This is a genomic window from Bradyrhizobium vignae, from assembly GCF_004114425.1.
GTDB classification, from domain to species: Bacteria; Pseudomonadota; Alphaproteobacteria; order Rhizobiales; family Xanthobacteraceae; genus Bradyrhizobium; species Bradyrhizobium vignae.
Genome location: NZ_RDQF01000004.1, coordinates 213,212 through 235,010 on the forward strand (window position 1 = coordinate 213,212; position 21,799 = coordinate 235,010).

At 63.1% G+C, this 21,799-nt stretch carries 20 protein-coding genes and 2 tRNA genes; 4 read left to right on the plus strand and 18 right to left on the minus strand.

Annotated elements, in window-relative coordinates:
* Positions 1–69: 69 nt before the first annotated feature.
* The 3 genes from EAV90_RS05275 to EAV90_RS05285 all read right to left on the minus strand — a co-directional run bounded on the left by EAV90_RS05275 (position 70) and on the right by EAV90_RS05285 (position 4,466).
* On the minus strand, positions 70–2,763 hold the full coding sequence (locus EAV90_RS05275) for a bifunctional diguanylate cyclase/phosphodiesterase (protein ID WP_129142795.1): 2,694 nt from the start codon (positions 2,761–2,763) through the stop codon (positions 70–72).
* A 227-nt stretch (positions 2,764–2,990) separates the two neighbouring features.
* Positions 2,991–3,755, minus strand: a complete 765-nt coding sequence (locus EAV90_RS05280; protein ID WP_244607831.1) for a DUF2182 domain-containing protein — start codon at positions 3,753–3,755, stop codon at positions 2,991–2,993.
* A 78-nt stretch (positions 3,756–3,833) separates the two neighbouring features.
* Positions 3,834–4,466 carry a DUF1326 domain-containing protein gene (locus EAV90_RS05285; protein ID WP_122405925.1) on the minus strand — a complete coding sequence of 211 codons (633 nt, stop codon included), beginning with the start codon at positions 4,464–4,466 and terminating at the stop codon, positions 3,834–3,836.
* 495 nt (positions 4,467–4,961) lie between these two features.
* On the opposite strand from EAV90_RS05285, the gene EAV90_RS05290 reads away from it, so the two are divergent.
* Both EAV90_RS05290 and EAV90_RS05295 read left to right on the plus strand, forming a co-directional pair.
* Positions 4,962–5,432, plus strand: a complete 471-nt coding sequence (locus tag EAV90_RS05290; protein ID WP_174221614.1) for an aminoacyl-tRNA deacylase — start codon at positions 4,962–4,964, stop codon at positions 5,430–5,432.
* Positions 5,433–5,547: 115 nt separating this feature from the next.
* Positions 5,548–5,967 carry a CBS domain-containing protein gene (locus EAV90_RS05295; protein ID WP_122405926.1) on the plus strand — a complete coding sequence of 140 codons (420 nt, stop codon included), beginning with the start codon at positions 5,548–5,550 and terminating at the stop codon, positions 5,965–5,967.
* A 275-nt stretch (positions 5,968–6,242) separates the two neighbouring features.
* Here EAV90_RS05295 and EAV90_RS05300 read toward each other — a convergent pair.
* From EAV90_RS05300 to EAV90_RS05360, 12 genes are all read right to left on the minus strand, one after another.
* Positions 6,243–6,318 (minus strand) — tRNA-Phe (locus EAV90_RS05300).
* Between the two features lie 186 nt (positions 6,319–6,504).
* Positions 6,505–6,687 (minus strand): DNA gyrase inhibitor YacG, encoded by a 183-nt coding sequence (gene yacG / locus EAV90_RS05305; protein ID WP_122405927.1) that lies wholly within the window; start codon positions 6,685–6,687, stop codon positions 6,505–6,507.
* Between the two features lie 121 nt (positions 6,688–6,808).
* Positions 6,809–7,438: a Maf-like protein gene (locus tag EAV90_RS05310; protein WP_122405928.1), complete on the minus strand. Its 630-nt coding sequence runs from the start codon at positions 7,436–7,438 to the stop codon at positions 6,809–6,811.
* Positions 7,439–7,595: 157 nt separating this feature from the next.
* Complete coding sequence (locus EAV90_RS05315) at positions 7,596–8,063, minus strand: arsenate reductase ArsC (RefSeq protein ID WP_122405929.1); 468 nt, start codon at positions 8,061–8,063, stop codon at positions 7,596–7,598.
* Positions 8,064–8,135: 72 nt separating this feature from the next.
* On the minus strand, positions 8,136–8,633 hold the full coding sequence (locus EAV90_RS05320; RefSeq protein ID WP_129142796.1) for a UPF0262 family protein: 498 nt from the start codon (positions 8,631–8,633) through the stop codon (positions 8,136–8,138).
* Positions 8,630–9,925, minus strand: a complete 1,296-nt coding sequence (gene hisD / locus EAV90_RS05325) for a histidinol dehydrogenase (protein WP_129142797.1) — start codon at positions 9,923–9,925, stop codon at positions 8,630–8,632. Before hisD ends, EAV90_RS05320 begins: the two co-directional genes overlap by 4 nt.
* Before the next feature lie 142 nt (positions 9,926–10,067).
* A complete protein-coding gene (locus EAV90_RS05330; RefSeq protein WP_162500484.1) occupies positions 10,068–10,511 on the minus strand; it encodes a DUF2948 family protein in 444 nt (147 codons plus the stop codon).
* A gap of 524 nt (positions 10,512–11,035) precedes the next feature.
* Positions 11,036–11,860, minus strand: coding sequence for an alpha/beta fold hydrolase (locus tag EAV90_RS05340; protein WP_129142798.1), 825 nt, complete (start codon positions 11,858–11,860; stop codon positions 11,036–11,038).
* Positions 11,861–11,983: 123 nt separating this feature from the next.
* On the minus strand, positions 11,984–12,493 hold the full coding sequence (locus EAV90_RS05345) for a hypothetical protein (RefSeq protein WP_122405933.1): 510 nt from the start codon (positions 12,491–12,493) through the stop codon (positions 11,984–11,986).
* Between the two features lie 299 nt (positions 12,494–12,792).
* On the minus strand, positions 12,793–13,101 hold the full coding sequence (locus EAV90_RS05350; RefSeq protein ID WP_122405934.1) for an EthD family reductase: 309 nt from the start codon (positions 13,099–13,101) through the stop codon (positions 12,793–12,795).
* A gap of 205 nt (positions 13,102–13,306) precedes the next feature.
* A complete protein-coding gene (locus tag EAV90_RS05355) occupies positions 13,307–15,013 on the minus strand; it encodes an FAD-dependent oxidoreductase (RefSeq protein ID WP_129142830.1) in 1,707 nt (568 codons plus the stop codon).
* 24 nt (positions 15,014–15,037) lie between these two features.
* Positions 15,038–15,229, minus strand: a complete 192-nt coding sequence (locus EAV90_RS05360; protein WP_129142799.1) for a hypothetical protein — start codon at positions 15,227–15,229, stop codon at positions 15,038–15,040.
* 314 nt (positions 15,230–15,543) lie between these two features.
* Between EAV90_RS05360 and EAV90_RS05365 the strand changes: the two genes are divergently transcribed.
* Positions 15,544–15,618, plus strand: a tRNA-Thr gene (locus EAV90_RS05365).
* Positions 15,619–15,712: 94 nt separating this feature from the next.
* Positions 15,713–17,344, plus strand: coding sequence for a tyrosine-type recombinase/integrase (locus EAV90_RS05370; RefSeq protein ID WP_164936792.1), 1,632 nt, complete (start codon positions 15,713–15,715; stop codon positions 17,342–17,344).
* Between the two features lie 230 nt (positions 17,345–17,574).
* On the opposite strand, the gene EAV90_RS39310 is transcribed toward EAV90_RS05370, so the two are convergent.
* The 3 genes from EAV90_RS39310 to EAV90_RS05380 form a co-directional block, all read right to left on the minus strand.
* Complete coding sequence (locus EAV90_RS39310) at positions 17,575–17,742, minus strand: hypothetical protein (RefSeq protein ID WP_164936793.1); 168 nt, start codon at positions 17,740–17,742, stop codon at positions 17,575–17,577.
* Between the two features lie 256 nt (positions 17,743–17,998).
* Complete coding sequence (locus EAV90_RS05375; RefSeq protein ID WP_129142801.1) at positions 17,999–18,190, minus strand: hypothetical protein; 192 nt, start codon at positions 18,188–18,190, stop codon at positions 17,999–18,001.
* Positions 18,191–18,324: 134 nt separating this feature from the next.
* The gene (locus EAV90_RS05380) at positions 18,325–21,672 is read right to left on the minus strand and encodes a phage tail tape measure protein (RefSeq protein WP_129142802.1); all 3,348 of its coding nucleotides are present in this window, start codon (positions 21,670–21,672) and stop codon (positions 18,325–18,327) included.
* Between the last annotated feature and the right edge of the window lie 127 nt (positions 21,673–21,799).

Sequence of the window (21,799 nt, forward strand, 5' to 3'; positions counted from 1 at the left end):
GCTCAGCTTCTGCTCTTGGATGCAAGGGCTGCAGTGGCGCCATGATGACAAACGCCGAAGGCATTCGGCTCACGCCGCCCGACCTTTGCGGCGCCCCGTGCGGTCTTGCCAGGAGAGGCCGGCGAGCGGCACGGGCTTGCTGAAGTGAAATCCCTGGCCGAGCGGGATGCCGAGTGATTGGAGCCTTCTGACCTGTTCAGAGGACTCGACCCCCTCGGCGACGATCGACAGCTTCAACGTCTTCGCGAGCTGCACGATGGACTTCAGCACGGCGACGGTCTCGCTTCGATCGATCCGGTCGATGAATGACTTGTCGATCTTGACCTTGTCGAACGGAAACGCCGTCAGGTAGGACAATGACGAGTAACCGACACCGAAATCATCGAGGGCAATGGAGACGCCGAGCGCCTTGAGGCGCTGAAGCGTCTTGAGGTTCTCCTCTGTGTCGGCGAGAAATACGCTCTCGGTGATCTCGAGCTCGAGCCGGGTTTGCGGAAGGCCACTCTCCACCAACGCAAACGTCACGGCGTCGACGAGATTGGTGCCGGCAAATTGCAGGGCAGAGAGGTTGACGGCGACCTTGACGTCGGCCGGCATGCTGGTCGCATCGCGACAGGCTCTGGCGAGCACCTGATTGCCGAGCTCGACGATCAGTCCCCCCGCCTCCGCAACGGCGATGAACTCTGCCGGAGGAATGTAGCCCCTGCTGCGGTGATGCCAGCGCGCCAGGGCCTCGACCGATTTTACCCGACCGGTGCCCAGCTCGATCACGGGCTGATAAAACACCTCGATCTCCTCACGCCAGATCGCTTCGCGCAGCTCGATCTCGAGCACGTTGCGCTGCTCCGCTTCGGCCTTGAGCTCCGCTGAATAGACGTGGAAGCAGCTTCGGCCGGCATTCTTCGACCTGTAGAGCGCAAGATCGGCGTTGCGAAGGATCTCGTCGACCCGCGTGCCGTGCTCGGGCACGAGTGCAAGGCCAATGCTACAGCCGATCACGACCGGATGGCCATCGATATGATAGGGCTCGGCAATGGCCTGGACCAGCCGCGCCGCCAGACTTGCAGCGCCGCCGCGCATCGCGGCCCGGCCCGGCGCCACGATCACGGCAAACTCGTCGCCGCCGATCCGGGCCGCCATGTCGATGTCACGGATCTGCGCCTTGATCCGGACGGCGACCTGCTTCAGGAGCGCGTCGCCGCATTGATGGCCGAGCGCATCATTGACGGACTTGAACTTGTCGAGATCCAGCAGGAGTACTGCAAACGTAGGCTCCAGCGGGCGCGAGCCGGCCAGCGCCTCGTCAATACGCTCCTTGAACAGATTGCGATTGGCAAGGCCGGTCAGGCTGTCGTAGTGCGCGAGCTTCTCGATCCGGTCCTCGGACGCCTTGCGCTCGGTGATGTCCTCGTGGGTGGCGACCCAGCCACCGCTCTCGCGCCGGCCGTAGGAGATGTAGACGACCCGTCCATCCGGAAACTGGACGGTGTTGGACGTGTGCTCCGATTGAGCGAGCCGATTCTTCAGATCGACGAGATAAGCCCCGACGTCGAGCACGGCGGTCTGTTTCGCGAATACATCCCGGAAATCCATGCCGATCCGGATCTCCTCAGGCACCAGCCCATAGAGTTCGAGCCATTGCCGGTTGAACGCGATCAGGCGGTCACGGCCGTCGAACATGCTCAAGCCCTGCGGAAGGTTTCGGAGCGCATCCTCGAACTTGCCGGCAAAATCGCGCAGCTCACGGTGGGCACGATCCAGCGCCTGTTGCCGCCGCCAATGGAATGCCGCGGCGGCCACGATGATGAACGTGAGCAGCAACGTGCCGCCGAGATAGACCTTCTGTCTGAAGGCGGCGCGGGAATAGATCTCCTGCTCCGAAATGCCGACCGTGAGGATGAGCGGAAACGCGAGCGACCTGCGCGCGGTGATCAGCCGGTCACTGCGGTTCGGCCGGTTCTCGTTCCAATATTGTGCATAGAAGCCGTCTCCCAGCTCACCCTCGACGCGGTTCGGCGCGCGTTGTCCCAGCACGGAGCCCTGGTCCACGCCGCGCGCGGCGAGCACGACATGGTTCGCATTCCTGAGCACCAGCGTTCCTCCGGCTCCCAGCTTTGCCGTTTCGTAGAACTTGCCGATGAGGTCCACGCTGATCGAGCCGACGACTACGCCGGCCGGATTCCGGGCAAGGTCGAACACCTTTCTCGCGAGCTGGATGGTCCACTGGCGCGACACCCGCCCCACCACCGGCTTCGCCACGTAGAGGCTATCATCGGCTTGCGCCATGGCCTCGATGAAGTGCTCGCGATCGCCGAGATAGAGCGGCGGGCCGGAATAGCCCGCCGTGGTATCGAGCAAGTAGCCGTCCGGTCCGATCAGCGAGAACTGAACCACGTCGCCACTCGCAATGCGGGTCTTGTCGGACCAGAACTTCAGGCTGAAGGTCAGCGGGTCCTGGGCGTAAAGTGCGCGCACCACCAGCAACGACTGATCGACCTGTTCGAAAATACGTTCGGTGTTTTCCTCGAACAATTCGGCGACGCTATCGCCGTGCGACCGCGCCTGCTCGACCGCGTCCGCCCGCTCCGATGACGTGATCGCGAAGTAGCCGATCCAGACCAGGGGCAGGAAGAACAATGCGATCTGCAGTGGCGCATTGCGCAGAACCGTCAGCGCCGCCCTGCGGAGTGATCTCGGGCGCATGATCATGCCCGCTCGCGCCAGCCACAGCGGCCGAACAGTGCTGATCGCCGAAAACAGCATCGCCTCTCTCCGCCTCGATTGCACAGAGACGGCCACGGCCGAAAGCGGGACGCGGGCCTGTCCATGGCCCGAATCTAGTCAGGACAGCCTTAAGTTTCGGTTGGAACAAAGCTTAGCTTTTGGCTTGCGAGGTCCGTATGACCACGGGGGCATGGCGGCTTTGAGCAGCATGGCGGTGTCCAGGTATTGACAGTGATGGTGTCCTACCACACCCGCGCGGGGGCTTCTCACATCGCGCGTGCAAGCATGATCGCACCGGACAGGATGAGGGCCCCGCCTGCCGCATGGCTCAGTCTTCGGCCAAACGGCAGCAGCTTCTCACCGGCGACATAGAGCGCGATGGCGATGATCCAGACAGGATTCATCACGCCACCGACGAACAACAGGACCATCAATGACCAGCAGCAGCCGACGCAGTAGCTGCCATGGCGAAGTCCCATGCGGAATGCCCCGCGCGTTCCAGGTTGCCAGTGTCGGCTGAGAAATAGCAGTGGGCTGTCGCAGTAGCGCAAGCAGGCATGCTTGAGCGGCGTGAACTGGTAGAGCCCAGCGGCAACCACAATGAGGCCGCCGAGGATGGCGCTGGTGCTTGCCATCGCCATCGACAGCAACCCGAAGCGCTCGAGCGCCCATTGCGTCAGCACCGCGAAGACGCTGAATCCCGCCCATGTCGCGAGATAGCCCGCGAGAAAGATCCAGGCATCGATTGCGGCGCGGGATGCAGTCTCCTGCTTGCGCTTGACGCTCGCATACAAGAGCACGGTGGGCGCCGCGCTCGGCGCCATCATCGCGACCATCATCACCCACCACATCACGAACAGCAGCACTGCATAGTCCGGCGTCCATGGCATCGGCGCCATGTCCGGCATGTCGGCCATCATCTCGGTGTCCATGCCGGCGCCTGCAGCGAGGTAGGCCCAGGCGAGCGCCACCACTGCGGCGGTCCCGATCGCGACGATCAGCCGGTCGCGGTGGAGCAGCTGTTCCAACATCGGGCGCCCCTGCATCGAGTTGTCCAGGATGGCGATGAGGAGCTGACACCGGGATGTCGTCTCGGTGTCAGCGCCGCATCACGCCGCAACGCCCTCGGGCGTCTGCACGACATTGGCGAGCGAGCTGTGCGTACCCCGGGTCTCGAACGAGATCGCGCCGGTCGAGCGGATATTGGCGGACGCGACCTCGGCAGCCCGGTGCTCGAAGCCCTCGGGCATGACCACCTGAACGCGATGGGGAGCGCCGGTCACGGGATTCTTGATCGGCTCCACCTCGGTCTCGAGCACATCGCCGGCGACGAGTTTTGCGATACGGCCATTCTTGTCGAAGGAAAATTCGAACGGCGCGAAAACCGGGTCGCGAATGGTCGTCACGATCAGGCTGAAGATGTGGAACAGCGTGCCCTCGGCCGAATGCTTGCCCGACAGAATGTTGAACAGGGCCTGTCGCTGCTCCGGCGTGGCACGCTGGTCGACGATGGGCTGCATCGTGCCGTTGCCTTGATGCAGTGCGCCGGGGAAATCCACCACGACGGCAAAACAAATGCCGTCGAGCTTGACGCCCTCAAAATGCCCCCTCGTGATCCGCATGCCGACCATGCCTTTGCAATAGCCGTGGGTCGGTAGAGCGTTGAAATCGCAAGGGCAGCCAAACGCGCAATTGCAATTCTTCATCCATTCGCCTTCGAGACGCCAGTCCGATGCAGCCATGGCACATCTCCCAATGTGAGCGGGGACACAGCAGCCCTTGACGAATTTGTTCAGCGTTCTTGTCGAGGCAACGCAAAAAGGGCGCGAGCGGGATCGAGTCCGATCAGAAAGCCGGCATCGCAGAAAAGTATGGTGGCGAGCTGCCGTTTACCGTCCCGGCATCATATCAGCGGCAGCCGGGCGCGTATAGCGAACGGCGTTAGTGGCTCAGGCGCAGCCGGAGATGTTCGACGTCAGGGACGTGGCGCCCCTTCGGCGCTCGCCCGCCCGATACGCACAGCGCCACTCCCTTCAAACCAAAGCTGCGAACTCCTATCCATTTGAGACATAAATACAATTCATCCAGGAAACGGGCCATTTTGCCGGGAAAACGCTCTGATTGCGGCATTCGGGGGCAAGGCCTATGCTGAAGCCCGGCAATCACGCGGCCGCCCATCGTGCGGCGGGGGCAGCCTCACGGTGGATGGCTCGCACACCCATCCGAAAGGCTACGCCATGACCATTGCCCACACATTGCACCGATATCTGGCTGCCGAGAACATCGAGTATGCCGAGATCCCTCACGCCTTCACCATGTCATCCGCGCGCACGGCGCAGGCTTGCCACATCTCGGGCGATCACCTCGCCAAGGCCGTCGTGCTGCGGCATGACGGGGGCTATATGCTCGCGGTCTTGCCAGCATCGCACCATCTCAACCTGCCGGACTTGAAGGAGAGGCTCGGCGAAGATCTTGTGATGGCCAACGAGACCGAGATCAACCGGCTGTTCGCGGACTGCGCGCACGGAGCCGTTCCGGCGGTCGGCCGGTGCTACGGGCTCGATCTCGTCGTCGACGACAGCATCCGCGACCAGCCTCAGGTCTATATCGAGGCCGGCGATCACGAGACGCTGCTTCAGCTCACCCATGCGCAGTTCGCGCGCCTGACGGCCAACGCACCGCATGGACGCTTCAGTATGCACGACTGACGCGGCATGACAGTGGGGATGATTCCCGGCACGCCCGTCGCGGCGACGCGTGCGGTCGCGCCCGGTTCGTTGTATAGTCAAGTCGCGGGGGCTGCGTTCGCAACGGAGGTCCTCCATGAAAGTCAAAGAGGCAATGCACAAGGGCGTCGATTGGGTCAGCCCCGACACCCCGATCACCGAGATCGCGAAGTTGATGCAAGGCCACGACATCGGCTGCATTCCGATCGGCGAAGACGACCATTTGATCGGGATGGTGACCGACCGCGACATCGTCTGCAAAGGGCTTGCGCGCAGGGACTTCAACGCCGCGCGCATGACAGCACGGGACGTGATGACTGAAGGCATCCATTGCTGCCGGGAGGACGACGATCTGGCGAAAGCCGTGCATCACATGCAGACACTGAAGATCCGCAGGTTGCCTGTGATCAACAAGAGCAAGCGGATGGTCGGCATGATCAGCCTGGGTGATGTCGGGCAATCCGCCACGGCAGATTTGTTGACCCAGTGCGTCAAGGGCGTATCGGCGCACCATTGAGGCAACATCGGCTCGATCCGGACCTTCATCGGATCGGTCGCAGCCCCCCCGCGGCCGCGGAGTTCTCTCGAGCGTGCATTGACTGCACTATAGCTCGGTTCGCCGCACTCTGCGGCCATTTCCGCTCGGGGCAAGCGGCAGTAACCGGCTGGAGCGTTTCCCAACGAAGTGGACACCGGCTTCGCGTAAAACGCGTCAAAACAAGAATCTGGAGCCCCGTTCCGATGCAATCGGAGCGGAAGCGGCCCTCGTCAAACCCGAACGCTGAGGCGGGATGGTGCCCAGGGGCGGAATCGAACCACCGACACTGCGATTTTCAGTCGCATGCTCTACCAACTGAGCTACCTGGGCGTGCTCCAAGAGAGGGGCCAAAGCCCATCGAGCGGGCGGTTTATAGTGGGCTCGGGGCGGCCTGTCCACCCGGCTTCGCCAAGAGGCTTCCCCGGGCACGGCCCGGCTGTGCACAAGGAAGGACGGGCTTGCCGCGATTGGCCGGCGGCGGACCGGACATTCACGCAAAGAATTGATATCGTTTATTTATTCGACGTCATCCGGATCGTCGTCGCGGCCAGGGATGACATAGGAACCCTTCAGCCAGCGGTTCAGATCGACGTCGCGGCAGCGCGAGGAGCAGAACGGGCGGGTGGCCTGCGACTGCGGCTTGCCGCAGATCGGGCAGGTCTTGAGCGGGCTTGCGGGTTTTTTGACTTCGTCGTCCATGACGTCGGCAGTTTACCTGAGGTGAAGGGGTTTAAGCGCCGGCCGGCAAACGGGTTCCTTCGACGGCAACCCCCGCATTCCGCAGGGGCCCGAAGCGGGCTGCGCCGGCTTGGCCGCCGACTCACACTGCGGTGGCGTTGAGCCAGCCGAAACGGATCGGAAAACCTTCGCCACCGAGCAGCGTCGCGGTCTCGTAGAGCGGCAGGCCGACGACGTTGGTGTAGGACCCCACCATCTTGACCACGAAGGAGCCGGCGATGCCTTGCACGGCATAGCCGCCGGCTTTGCCGCGCCATTCGCCGGAGCCGATATAGGCCTGGATGTCATCCTCCGAGAGTCGCTTGAAGCGCACGCGGGTCTCGACCAGGCGCTGCCGGAAGGCTTCGCGCGGCGTGACGAGGCAGATCGCGGTGTAGACGCGATGGTTGCGGCCCGACAGCAAGCGCAGGCATTGCGCGGCCTCGTCGACCAGATTGGCCTTGGGCAGGATGCGGCGGCCGACCGCCACCACGGTGTCGGCGGCGAGGATGAAGGCGCCACGCAGCTCGTCGTCGAGCTGCACCGATTTGAGTGCTGCATCGGCCTTTGCCCTCGCGAGCCGATTGGCGCAGGCGCGCGGCAGCTCACCCCGCCTCGGCGTCTCGTCGACATCGGCTGGCCGGAGCGCGTCCGGCTCGATGCCCGCCTGGTTGAGCAGCGACAGCCGACGCGGCGAACCGGAGGCAAGTACGAATTTGGGGCGGCCTAGCATCAGGTGATTTGGGGGGATGAAGCGGGGTGAATTGCGCGCGGAACCTATCGGAAGGGGGCCGGTTTCACAACCCGGGAACCAGTGGTTTGGTGATTCGAGGCTGGCCCAGCACGCATGTGCCTACGCTCTGTGACGCGGGTGTTACGGACGCCGCTTGCTACCCGCTCGCCGCGCCCGCCTTGGCAAAGCGCCGCCGGATGCGCATCAGGAGCTGGTCGCAGAGCTCGCGATAGGCCGCGAGCTTCTGGTCGCGGCTGCCTTCGATGGTGGTGGGATCCTGCGTCGGCCAGTACTCGACCTCGGCCGCGAGTGTCCGCGTCAGATCCAGCGCCTTGTGATGCGCCTCGGGCGAGAGTGTGATGATGAGGTCGAAATTCAGCCCTTCCCAATCCTCCAGCTCCTCGAAGGTCTGCGGCTTGTGAGCCGAAATGTCCTGGCCAAGCTCGGCCATCACGGCCACTGCGAATGGATCGAGCTCGCCCTTCCTGGCGCCAGCCGACTTCACGTAGAGGCCTTGCGGAAACATGTGCTGCAGCAGGCTCTCGGCCATCGGCGAGCGCACGCTGTTCATCGCACAGGCGAACAGCACCGATTGCGGATCGCGTGCGCGTGGCGGACCCGCCATCGCTTACGCTCTTTCGTTTTGGCGCATGATCCGATCCGAAAACCGGTTCCCACTTTTCGGGATCATGCGCGCTCACCCCTTCCAATGCAGGACGGTGATGAGCGTGAATAGCCGGCGCGAAGTCTCGAAATCGACCCGCACCTTGCCCTTCAGCCGCTCCTGCAGCGTGCGCGATCCCTCGTCATGGATGCCGCGGCGGCCCATGTCGATGGCCTCGATCTTGTCCGGGGTCGCGGTGCGGATCGCCTGGTAGTAGCTGTCGCAGATCATGAAATAGTCCTTCACGATCCGCCGGAACGGCGTCAGCGACAGCAGATGCGCGACCACGGGCGTGCCGTCCTCGCGGCGGATATCGAACATCAGCCGGTTGCCGGTGATGCCGATATGCAGCGTGAACGGACCCTTCCCTTCGGCGCCATCGGGCGCGAACAGGTTCTGCTCGATCAGATCATAGATCGCGATCGCCCGCTCATGCTCGATGTCCGGCCCGGAACGGCCGATCGAGTCCTCGTCGAGCGAGACGGCGACGATGCGATTGGTCGAGTCGTCCTGTTCGGGCGGCTTTGTCATGACAGATTGAGGCGCAATCCAATCGAGCGCGAATGGGCATCCAGCCCCTCCGCCTTGCCGAGCGTCATCGCGGCTGGACCCAGCGCACGCAATTGATCGGGTCCGCATTTCAGAATCGAGGTGCGCTTCATGAAGTCGTGCACCGAGAGTCCCGAGGAAAATCGCGCCGATCGCGCCGTCGGCAGCACGTGGTTCGAGCCGCCGACATAGTCGCCGATCGCTTCAGGCGTATGCGGCCCGAGGAACACCGCGCCGGCGTTGCGGATCTCTGAGGCGAGCGCGTCCGGATCCGCCGTCATGATCTCGAGATGTTCGGCAGCGATGGCATCCGCGAGCGGGATCGCATCCTCGAGGTTCTTCACCATGATGACGGCGCCGAAATCGGCCCAGGAACTGCTTGCGATCGCGGCGCGCGGCAGCGTCTTCAGCTGCGCCTCGACCGCCTTTTCGACATCGGCGGCAAGGCGCGCCGAATCCGTGATCAGGATCGATTGCGCGCTCGCGTCGTGCTCGGCCTGCGCCAGCAAGTCGGCGGCGATCCAGTCGGCGTTGCCGGTGTCATCGGCGATGACGAGCACCTCCGAAGGGCCGGCGATCATGTCGATACCGACTTTGCCGAACACCAGCCGCTTTGCGGCGGCGACATAGGCGTTGCCGGGCCCGACGATCTTTGCGACCGGTGCGATCGTCGCGGTGCCGTGCGCGAGCGCGGCGACGGCCTGTGCACCGCCGACACGGTAGATCTCGGTGACGCCACCGAGATGCGCGGCCGCCAGCACCAGCGGATTGAGCTTGCCGTCCGGCGAGGGCACCACCATCACGAGACGTGCAACGCCGGCGACCTTCGCCGGCACGGCGTTCATCAGCACCGAGGACGGATAGGCCGCGGTGCCGCCGGGCACGTAGAGGCCGGCCGATTCGATCGCGGTGTAGCGCCAGCCGAGCTCGACGCCGAGCGGGTCGGTGAAGCGCTCGTCCTTCGGGAGCTGACGGCGGTGATAGGTCTCGATGCGGTCCCGCGCGAGTTTCAGCGCGTCCAGCGTCGCGGCGTCGCAGGCCTTCACGGCGGCCTCGATCTCAGCGGCGGAGACGCGCAAGGAGGATGCATCGAGCCTCAAGCGGTCGAATTTTGCCGTGGCCTCGAGCAGGGCGGCGTCGCCGCGCCTGGCCACATCATCGACAATCGCGCGCGCGGTGGCCTCGACGTCGGCCGAAGCCTCGCGCTTGGCGGCGAGGAAGGCGGCGAATCGCTGGTCAAAATCGGCGCTGCTGCGGTCGAGGCGAACGGGCATGTTTCGCTTGGCTTCTGGCTGGTCTTGAGGGGCGGATCGGCGCAGGTCCCCTGCTCAATGGCGCGGCGGGGAAGCTGCGTCAACCCTCGGGAGATGCCGTTCCGGCGAGGACTGAGCCCGTTTGGCTGGTATACCGGCCACGTCACCCCTCCCCCTCAATTCCCACTCCCAACTCGTCCGCCCCGAGGTCGGTCAGCTCGCATTCCAGGCACTCGACGTCCAGGCGGATGGCGCCGCCCTGGGCGAACAAAAGCAGGGCACTGCCGCCAGGCTCCTCGTGCCGCCCATCCTGGGGATGAAATTCAATGCCGATCAGGTCCAGCACCTTTTCCGGCACAGCGAGGTCGATGTTGCGCGACTTGCAGGCGAGCACACGGTCGAAACGGAGCGCGGCGACCAGCCGGCGCGGCTCGGCCTCGCCCTCCAATGTCTGCTCCCAGTCCAGCCGGCTCATGCCGACCACAAGCCGCTTCTCGCTCTGCCGCCAGATGATGTCGGACGTCTGGACTCGGGCGTCCTGGACATGGGTGGAGATCACCGCGAGATCGTCGGCGTCGAGCGCGATCAGTTTCAGCTGGGGCGACATCGCCGACACTTCTCCTTTGGAGCGGACGGGACTCAACGCGCGCGGGCCGCGAAATTTCCGTACAAACTAGCAGGTCAGAGGCTATTGATATCCGTCATCTCCAGCATCCTGCGCGGATATCCTCCGGGCAACGCGGATCATGGCGCGGCCGAATCTGCTCGGTCGAGGTCACGAGCCGCGGGGAAATCCGGCGTAGCACCGACCTTTCGCCGTCGGCTGTCAACGGCTGCGACAATCGGCCGACCCAATGGATTTATTGACGCCAGGGCCGTTCGCAATGAGGTCGGTCCGCCGGGATAGCCGGCAAGGTTCACCGGGCCCAGCCGGCGGCGAGGCTGCGGCAACAGCCGCACCACCAAGCCTTCATGGTTGACGAAGGGATCTTGTCGTCTCACCTGGAGCGCTGCGGAATATGAGACGGGGTGGGGTGACGGTCTCTCCGCATTGAGCAGTGCCCGATTGGAGAGATCGCTTCACCCCGCTCGCGCTTCGCGCGATCGACCCTGCCCTCCAGGGCAAGAGCCTCAGTCCTTGAAAAACGCAAGGAGATCCGCGTTGATCGTTTCGGCGTGCGTTGTCGGCATGCCGTGAGGGAATCCCTTGTACGTTTTCAGAATGCCCTTCTTGAGCAGCTTGGCCGAGAGCGGCGCCGAGTCGGCATAGGGCACGATCTGATCGTCGTCGCCGTGCATCACCAGCACAGGCACGTTGATCTTCTTCAGGTCCTCGGTGAAATCGGTTTGCGAGAACGCAACGATGCCGTCGTAGTGCGCTTTCGCACCGCCCATCATGCCCTGGCGCCACCAGTTCTGGATCACCGCTTCCGACGGTTTTGCGCCGGGGCGGTTGTAGCCGTAGAACGGGCCGGCGGGGAGGTCGCGATAGAATTGCGTGCGACTGGCGGCGAGCTGCTTCTGGAGATCGTCGAACATGCTCTTCGGGAGCCCGCCGGGATTGGCCGCCGTCTGCACCATCAGCGGCGGTACCGCCGAGAGGATCGCCGCTTTCGCCACCCGGCTTTCCCCATGACGCGCGATGTAGTGCACGACTTCGCCGCCGCCGGTGGAATGCCCGACATGAATGGCATTCTTGAGGTCGAGATGCGCGGTCAGCGCGGCGAGATCGTCGGCATAATGATCCATGTCGTGGCCGTCGGCGACCTGCGCCGAGCGGCCGTGGCCGCGGCGATCATGGGCGATGACGCGATAGCCGCGCGTGACGAAGTACAGCATCTGCGCGTCCCAGTCGTCCGAAGAGAGCGGCCAGCCATGGCTGAACACGATCGGCTGGCCCGCGCCCCAGTCCTTGTAGAAGATCTCGACGCCGTCTTTGGTGGTGATGGTGGGCATGGATTACTCTCTTTCGGTGAAATTGGTGCGCGCGAACAGGCACGCGCCGACGATCTGCAGATGGTTATGCGACGTTCCGAATGCGATGCGCCGCATCAACTGGGAACGTTGAGAATCGTGTGATCAGGCAAACGCCATCGGCCTGAAGCGGCGCCAGGCGCCGATCGTCAGCACCACGAAAAACACCAGCACGATACCCTGCACGACGGCGAATACCGGCCCCGATGGCGGCGCCGGCGGTACGGCGGGCGCGAGCGCGGCAAGCGCCGGCACCTTCAGGAACGACTGGATCACCAGCACGAAGACGTTGAAATACAGCGAGATCATCGCGGTCACGATGTAGACCGGACGCCAGACGCCGGCGAGCCTCATGCCGTAGAGCGCGACGCAGGCGATCGCGAGCAGCACCAGCGAGATGATGCCGATGATGTGCGAGGGCAGCAGTTCCCTGGACGGGAATAGGAATCCGGTGGCGCTGGTGAGGATGGTGAACAGCAGGAAGATCGCGGTGAGGCCTCGCATCGGCTTCGAGCCGAGCAGACCGAACATCACGACCAGGCCGGCGGCGATCGCGATCAGGCTGATGATGACATGGACCAGCGTGACGGCAGGCAGGCTCAACCCAAGGACCATGACATCTCTCCTACTCTCCGCATTGAGATGATGAGAGTAGTATTACGGCCCTCATGGAATTGCCACCTGCGTTGTCGCCACATACAGAGGTGCAGCCACGCGTCATCGTGCGAATCGACAAACGCATGGCTGAATTTCTTGCAGCGCCGTCGCGCATGACGGCAGTTGTTAGTTTGTAGCCCGATGGAGCGAAGCGAAATCCGGGAAACGTGCCACATGCAATAGCTGCCCCGGATTACGCTGCGCTCCATCCGGGATCTACGGGCATTCAGGCTTTCGACGAAGGTTGAATCGATCCCTCACACGTCCTTGGTGTCGAAGATCAGCATGTCGGCACCGCCGCTGGCGAATTTCGGCACGTCGGCGCCGGTCGCCTTGCCTTCCGGACTGGCGAATGCCGCCTGGATGTCGGCCACGCTGTCGAAGGTGAGGATGGCGACGAGATGGATTCCGGAAGGACCTGCGGGAGATGCAACCGGCCCCTTGCTGACGGCGTATTTCTTCAGGCCGGGAAGTTTCTTCGCGAGCGGGATGTGCGTTTCGGCATAATACTTGTCGAAGGCGTCAGTATCCTTTGGTGTTTTGTACAGCACGACGATTTCAGCCATTTAGTTCTCCCGTTGAAACTTGTTATCGTAATTCCTCATGGTGACGAGCGTGCGAAGCAGGCGTCTCGAACCATGCAGGCCCAGATGCATCCGGGCCTTCCCTCGAGACGCGCGCAAGCGCGCTCCTCAGGACGAGGGATAGTCACGCATCGCGCGGCTCGATGGCAAGCCGGATTCGCTTGCCATGCGCTTGCCTTCTGCTTGACTAAAGCGCCGGTTTTGCGGCGTCGCCGAGATAGCCGTGCAGGGAGGCTACGACCTGCGCCCCTTCGCCGATGGCGCCGCCGACGCGCTTGACCGAGCCGGAGCGGACGTCGCCGACAGCGTAGACGCCGGGCACGGAGGTTTCCAGCGGCGCCACCAGCTTGCCTTGGTTCTGCTCGGACTGCGCGCCTGTCACGACGAAGCCGCCGCGATCGAGCGTGACGCCGCAGCCGTCAAGCCACGAGGTGGCCGGATCAGCGCCGACGAACAGGAAGAGATTGCGGATGTCGGCGGAATCCTCGTCGTCGGACAGCCGGCTCTTCCAGCGGATGCGCCGCAGCAGCGAGGCCTCGTCGCCTTCGAGCGCCGTGATCTCGGTGTTGAACATCAATTCGATGTTAGGCGTCGCTTCGATGCGCTCGATGAGATAGCGCGACATGCTGGCCCCGAGGCCTCCGCCGCGGATGATCATCAGCACTTTTTTCGCGTGGCCCGACAGGAACACCGCGGCCTGTCCGGCCGAATTGCCGGCACCGACGAGCGCCACCTCCTCGCCGGCGCAGAGCCGCGCCTCGACCGGCGAGGCCCAGTACCAGACGCCGCGCCCTTCGAACTTATCGAGATTCGCGATGTCGGGCCGGCGATAGCGCGCGCCGCTCGCGACCACCACCGCGCGCGAACGCAAGGGATCGGCGCCCTCGAGCGCCACCGAAAATACGCCATCCTTGCGCGTGCAGTCGAGCGACTTCACCGTGACCGGAATCATGATGTCGGCGCCGAACTTTTGCGCCTGGGTGAAGGCGCGCGCGGTCAGCGCCTGGCCGGAAATGCCGGTCGGAAAGCCCAGGTAGTTCTCGATGCGCGCGCTGGCACCGGCCTGGCCGCCGAAGGCGCGGGTGTCGAGCACGGCGACGGACAGTCCTTCGGACGCCGCGTACACGGCGGTGGCGAGCCCGGCGGGTCCGCAGCCCACGACCGCAACGTCGTAGATGCGGTCGCCTTTCGCGCCGCCGATCATGCCGATGGCACGTGCAAGCTCGGTCTCATTGGGATTGCGCAGCACCGCACCGTCAACGGTGACGACCAGCGGCCAGTCTTCGGCCTTGGGCGAATAGCGCGCGATCAATTCGGCGGCGTCGCGATCGCGATCGGGATCGAGCAGATGATGCGGCTGGCCGTTGCGGGTGAGAAAGCCCTGCAGGCGCACCACGCCGGCGGAGTTCGACGGTCCGATCAGCACCGGGCCGCCGACGCCGCCCTGGATCAGATTGACCCGGCGCAGGATCAGCGCCCGCATGATACGCTCGCCGAGCTCGGCCTCGGCGACCAGCAGCGCGCGCAGCCGGTCCGGCGGCAGCAGCAACGTCTCGACGTCGCCCTCGGCCCGGCCGTCGACCAGCGCCGGCCGGCCGGAGAGCTGGCTGAGCTCGGCCAGGAATTGCCCCGGCCCCTGGTCGATCACCGGGGTGACGTGACCGAGCCCGTCGCGCTGGGTGATGGCGACATGGCCCTTCAGGACGACGAACATGCCGCGCCCGGGCTTGCCGGTCTCGAACAGCAACTCGCCATCCGCGTAGGTGCGGATTTCGCCGAAGTGCCTGATCCGCGCGATCTCGGCGGGTGTCAGCGCCGGAAAGGTCTGCTCGGGGCGCGTGAACCGCAACATCTGCGCGTCACGGTCGGTTCGTTGCGGTTGGTCGTGCCCCATCGCCACTGCATGCACTCCAAAATTCTAGCGGCCGGCCTTGTTGCCGGCGGCCCCCTCATTTAGGGAACGATCGTCGTTCTGCGAGGGGTCGGTGATTGCGGCGCGCTCGCGCGCCTGCGCCTTCCGCCGCTTCAGGTTCTCGCGCAGCGCGGATTTCAGGCGGTCGTCGCGGGACGCTCTCGCCTGGCTCGCGCTCTTGTCGTTCTGGTCGGTCATCAAAGGTCCATTCACGGGATCAGCGGCAGGATGCCACCGAAGTATGGCAGCTCAAGAGGCCGACGCGATCCGATCGTGCGAAACGCGAAATGGATCAAATCCGGGCCTTGCGCCAACTGGCCAGTTGGCGGGGGCATTGTCCCCGAATTGGCGGAAAGTCGCGCGTTTCGAGCGAAAACGGGCATTTTGACCCCGATATCGACCCGATTTTCTCGTTTTGACGGGGCTTGCAAGCTTGCACAGGAGGGGGGCTTGTGGCAGATATCGGCCCGCTTGGTAGGCCCCCGTGGCGGCCGATTCTGATCCCAGCACATGCTGCCGTAGCTCAGTGGTAGAGCACTCCATTGGTAATGGAGAGGTCGACAGTTCAATCCTGTCTGGCAGCACCACCCATCTTCTTGGGAACATTGATTTTATTGAAATTTCGGTCCTGAGTGCCACACAAAAGTGCCACACAGACCAATGGTTTCCCTGAAGTTCTCAATGTCCCAGCGTGCCGGCTCGACCGTTCCCCAATTCCGAATTCGTGTTCCCACCAAGATCGTCGATCGACTACGCGGCAAGCGCGTGTTGCTCAGCATCAGCACACCTGACGACTATCCATTCGTCCGGACGGTGACGATCGGAAGCGACGTAGCGTTCAGCCTCGGTACGGACGACAGGACCATTGCGGAGGCGCGACAGGCCAACGCTCTGGATCATCTTCGCCGGCTGTTTGATCTGACCGAAGCGGCTCCGATCACTCTCAGTCACAAAGACATGGTGGCGCTGAGCGGCGAGACCTATCGGCTGTATCAGGAAATCCACCGCGACAACCCGGGCGAACCTGACGCATGGATGTATCACAAGGCGCTCAGTCGCGCGGCCCTTGAGGGTCGCATCAAAAACCCTCCGCCGGCCGCGCTGATGCCGAACGAGGTGAGCACCGCGACGGAGCTGTTTGGGACAGGTGATCTGACCGCGGCTGTCAACGCCTTGCCGGCCGATCAGTATGACGCGCTTGAAGATCGGTTCGGCCTTCTCGCGGATTGGGTGTTGATCCGTCAGCGCATCCACCTAAACCCGAATGACCGACGTCGCTTCCTGCGCCTTGTCGGAACGGCCAGTCTTGATGCGGGCTGGCAGCTCCGGCGCAATGCCGAAGGTGACTACAGCCCTGATCCCAAGGCCCAGCGCTTCCCACCGATCGAAAGCGTCGCAGCGATCAAGCCGCGGCAGACTATCACCGGCTTGCTTGACTCATGGTGGGCTGAAGCCAAAGCAACCGGCCGCAGTCGCACCACCTACGACACTTACAAGGGCGCGATCGATCGCCTGGTTAAGCATCTCGGTCACGACGATGCTAACCGGGTGACCGAGCAGGACATGATTGCGTTCAAAGATGCCCGTCTGAAGGTCGTGACCGCCAAGACGTTGAAGGATGGTGATCTGCCGGGGATCAAATCCATTTTCGGCTGGGCCGTAGACAATCGGAGGCTGACGAAAAATCCGGCGGACGCAGTCAAGGTCAAGGCGGAGAAGAAAATCCGGACCCGTCCGAAGGGCTTCACAGATCAGGAAGCCGCCGCCATCTTCGAGGCCTGCTGTTCGTACGTGCGGAGGCCGAAAGAGGACCCGATGACTGCCGCCGCCAAGCGGTGGGCTCCGCTGATCGCCTGCTACACCGGCTGCCGTATTGCGGAGGCGCTACAGCTTCGGAAAGAGGATGTTCGCACCGAGTCAGGCCACCATGTTTTTGATCTCAATCCACTTGCCGGAAGCATCAAAACCGGGACTTACCGGCTGGTCCCTGTTCATCCGCAACTGATCGAATTGGGGCTGTTGCGCTTCGTCGCTGACTCGGCAGACGGCCCGCTGTTCGCGAGAGGCAGCTACAAACGTGTTCTTGATTTTGTTCGGGCAGTGGTAACCGACGAACGGGTCCAGCCGAACCACGCATGGCGGCACCGGCTCAAGTCAGTCAGCCGTAACCTTGGATTCGATCCGCGAGTCGTCGATGCCATTCAGGGCCACGCGGCCCGAACATCTGGTGAGGACTACGGCGACGTGTCGGTGTTCGCCATGGCCCGGGTGATTAATGCCATCCCCCGGATTGCAAAAACGCCCCCAGCCTGAGTGGCTGAGGGCGCGGATGGTCCGGATGAGCCAGTTATGGCTTAGGCGAGAAAATGCTTGAGGCGTTGCATGCCGTGCTAACCGGCGCATCGGCGATTGGTTCGAAGCGAGCTCCCCGCCCGTCTGGTGGTCTAGGCCGAGGATGGGCGAGGAGCTACCGCGTCGGTCCCCCGTCGCATAGCCAGGCTAGAAATGTGCCGTGACAATTCTGTGAAACTGCGGCACCGTAATCATTGGATGTCGAGCTTTTCCAGAGGCAGTTGCAGCTCCGCCGCTCTCTCGGCACGATCCTTCTTCCGGAACTCGTTCTCTTTGCGTTCGAACTTGATCATCTCCTGCTGAGCTGCTTCGAGCAGGCGATTTCGTTTAGCGTCGTCGTATTGCGTATTGTCGATCATATCAGTTCCCTCGCGGCCTTACTCCTAAACAACTTGAGCGACGTCGCCAAGGTTCGATGGTTGAAGATTACGGATTTATGACGGCGCGAGAGCAGCCGGCAGTGAAAAGAGCACGGCCGGGCTCGAAACAAGCGTCCCGGCGGCGCCCTATTCTCTAACTGAGCGCTGAAATCTCAGTCGATGCCAGTCTGCAACGAACATGCCACAAGCTCGTGACATCAACTTGGTCTGCGTCTGGCAGCACGGACGTCCTAGGTCAGGAAGTACCGAGCGAGTTCCCGTCGATCGTCGAAGCGCCCTCGATTGAGACCTCGTGGAATGCCTGCACGTCGATCAAGTGCATGAGGCTATCGGCTGCTGATCGCGCGGATGCCTGATGATCTCCACCGATTCTAAACAGGGCCGGCAAGATCAATTCGATTGCGGTTTCTACTGGGTCGCTCTTCACGGTGATGCTTTCCTTTCAATGCGACTGAACGTCGATCGCGTATCGAACATGATCGATCGGCGTTTGCATTGGAATTTGTATTGACGCAAACGGCGAAAAAAGTTGCCCGGCCCCGTAGGGCCGAGCTGTTGTCATCAGGTGTACTCGCTCTCTGAGTCATGGGCGCGCCAGTTCATCGACTCGTCAACCCGGCGCTGCACCAGCGTTGCGAGGGCTTCCGGGTCGTGGCTATTGCCGTTGATATGGATCGCGACATTACCGCCAGCGCCGCCACCAAAGCCGCCCCTCATCGGGACGCCAGATCGTGGAGCAGCGGGAACGTTCTTCACCGCGTCAACCGGCGACGGGACCTGACCGATGGGATTACCGCGACGAACCATCAGGTTCTTGTCTGCGTCGATCCAGTGCTCGCGCACCGAGTCGCCATCGTTGCCGGCCAGCATCTTGATTTGCAGCCGGCCGTTCTGCATGCGGGTCTCGCCGGTCGCGAGGCCAACGTGGCCACCGGGCTGATTGTAACCGAGGCCGTGCGTCTGGAGCAGAACGTCATTGCGTTTCACGTCGGGCGGGCTGATCGCAGAGCCCCATTTCTGGAAGCTGTTCGCCACCGCGCTACCCGTGCCGCTGCCTCCGGCGGCCTCCAACGCCTTGTTAACAAAGCGAGCACACCAAGCATTCGACTTGCCGCGTACGTCACCGCCAAGGGCTGCCGCCAACACGCGGTTGTCGGTATACTCGTTCATGCCCTTGTACTTTTCGGCCCACGCCACGGCATCGCCGCTGCCGGCTGATCCACCGCCGGACAGCGCATTCATCTGCTTGCGCACGCCCGCGGGCCAGCCACCGTTCAGCCGACGTGGATCATTCGCGGCGCCGACCGGCGCATATCGCTCCGCCATCTTGTCGAGGTTGCCACCGGCCAGACGGTAGTTCTTTGCGACCACTCGGCCCGCCCGGCTGATGCCGGCATCGAGGCTGGCGAATTGCATCTTCTTCGCCATGCCCGTTGCCGGGTCCATCAGGCCCGCCACGTTGTTTCCCGACAGCACATGACCGTTGCCTGTTTCATGTGCGATCACGCCGGCCAGCAGCGCAGGTGAGATGCCGTTGGCTCTGGCTGCCGCGACGATCTGATCGTACTTGCCTGCGAGAGGAGTGCCGGCGAACTTTTTATCGAAGGCCGACCGGCTCATATCGTCAACGCTGCCACCTCCGCCGTTGAACGACGGGATGTTGCTGCGCTTGATGATGCCGCCGGAGCCAACACCGAAGTTCGGAAGGATGCCGCCCGGCGTTACGTTCTTCCACAGCGCATCGGGAGTGCCGACTCCGCTGATGATCCGGTTCATGTTGGCGCCGATCGCCGTGCTGCCGCTCAGCCCTCCGCCGCTGCTGTAGGTGCGACCGCGGGAGCTGAAGTCAGTGCTCATGAACGAGGCTCGTTCGATCTTCCCACCGAGATCGTCCAGCTTGTTCCCGATGAAACTCATCGGGTGAACGTCCGCGGGGTTGAAGCCGTCACCACTCTGCTTCTGGTACAGGTCTTTCTTGTGCTGGCGTTGACGCTCTCGCCATTGGCTTGTCGTCTCGCCCGGCCGCTTTTTTGAGGCATCCGGTAAGCCGGCGTCGTTGTTCTCCGCGAGGGCCCACGCGAGCAGGGCAGCGGTGCCAACAGGGTTGCCGGTGGCGGCACCTAGCAACGCCCGACCACCGAGCAGGCCCGCGATGCGGCTGATGATGTTCGCAACGCCAGCGAACACGGCCATGAGCGGGGCGAGCGTTCCCAATGCGATGGAGAGCGCAACAATCTGGCCGACCAGCTTACCCAGGACTTCGGCGCTGTTGCCGTCCTTTCCCATGGCGGTGGCAACGCCCTTCAGCATGGTGATGATGGTGTCAGAGACTGACTTGAGCCCGCTCACGAAGCCCGACGCAAAGCCGATGATCTTGTCCACGTCGATGGACGAAAGTTTCGCTGCAATCTTGTCGAGTGCGTCGCCCATGTTGGCGACGCCAAAGGCCTTCTTCAGTCGCTCGACAAGGTCTCTGGACTTCTCCGCGATCTTGCTGGAGGTGAAGATGCCGGTATGTCGATCGAACCAATCGGATACCTCGATGAAGCTCTGCTCGAAGCCGCTCCCGAATTTCTCCCATGCGAGACCAAACATTGCCTTGATGCGGTCCCAGCGCTTCTGAAGCGAGTTAAGCTTGGTACGGGAGAACGCGGAGACCGCGTCGCTCTTCTGGTCGATTTCCTTCAACGTCTCCCGGATTTGGTCGGCAGCCTTGGCCATCTGCACCAGTTCGTCCCGCCACTCCCGCATGCCGGCAAGGTTCGCGAATTTAGCCCGGTTCTGCTCAGACATGTTCCTCATCTTCGAAAACATGTCCAACATGAACTCGGTTGGAGCCGACGCCATTCTCTGAGCCATCTGCGCCCGGCCGCCGTACCCGATCATGCGTGCAGCTTGATCTAGATCCTTCGCGCGTTGTCCGCGAGCGTTTCCGGCGTTCGCAAATTCGGAGGTGAGGAAGCCAAGGAACGTGCCGGCCTTGTTCGGCTGGAGGCCTGCCGAGATGCCGACCGACGTGAACGCGGATAGGTCGGTTTCTTTGATCTTCGTGGTACTCAAGGCGGACAGAGCGCGCTTGTTCGCCTCTACCACCTCGTTCGGGTCTGCGGCAGTCGCGGCAGCGGCCACGGCGACCGAGGTCATCATGCGCGCTACGCGGGCAGGATCGGCGTTCCGGACGTTGCCATAGAGAGCGGTGGCGGTCTTACCGGCCAGCTTCATCAACTCGCCGATGTTCATTTCGAGGGCCGATGACGCTTCCAAGGCGTTCTCTGTGACCTTCTTTGCGGCCGTGGAATCGAAGCCTTGCTTCAGCGCCTCGGTGTAGCTGTCCAGCACAGCGGCGGCGGACTCGCCGAACTTGATCGCGACCTGATCGGACCAATCGCCGCGCAGCCGCTTCACCTCAGCCTGCGACAGGCCGCCGAAGATTTGTGCTTTGGTCTCAGCAACGTCGGTCTCCATCCGTCGCTTGAAGGCGGATGCGACGCCGGAGATGGTGATGCCGCCGGAGATGAGCGCGGTGGTTGGCGAAATGCCCCGGGGAAGTGAGCCACGCCCGCCGGAGCTGGCGCCACGACCAACAGCGCGTTGTTCAACCTGCCGGCGGCTGTAGGTCTGCCGGTCGAGGCGGTCCAGCTCGCGGTGGAACGCCCGCGCGTCGCGCAGGCTGTCGGCATAGGCCGACTTCCATTCAGTGCGGTAGGTCGCAGCGGCCTTGCGAGCGTCGTCGGTGATCTTCTGGAGGCCGGCTGAGACACTGTCGGGAAACAGCTTGGATGCTGAGACGCCGTTGATGGATTTAACTGCGGCCTCAAGCTTGCGAACGTTCCGGAGAAGTCCGGCGATGACGGGGCTCGCGCTGTCGGTCGCGGTCAATGATGCGTGGACGCTGATGATCTCTGACATGTTTCTCTTGTTGTTGGCGCGGCTGGCGCGCGGACGGTGACGGCGGAAACCGCCTTTTGGAAAATGCGCTCATACGGCGCGGAAAATGGTGACGCCCGATTATTTCGGGGGGTGGGGTCATGCGGAT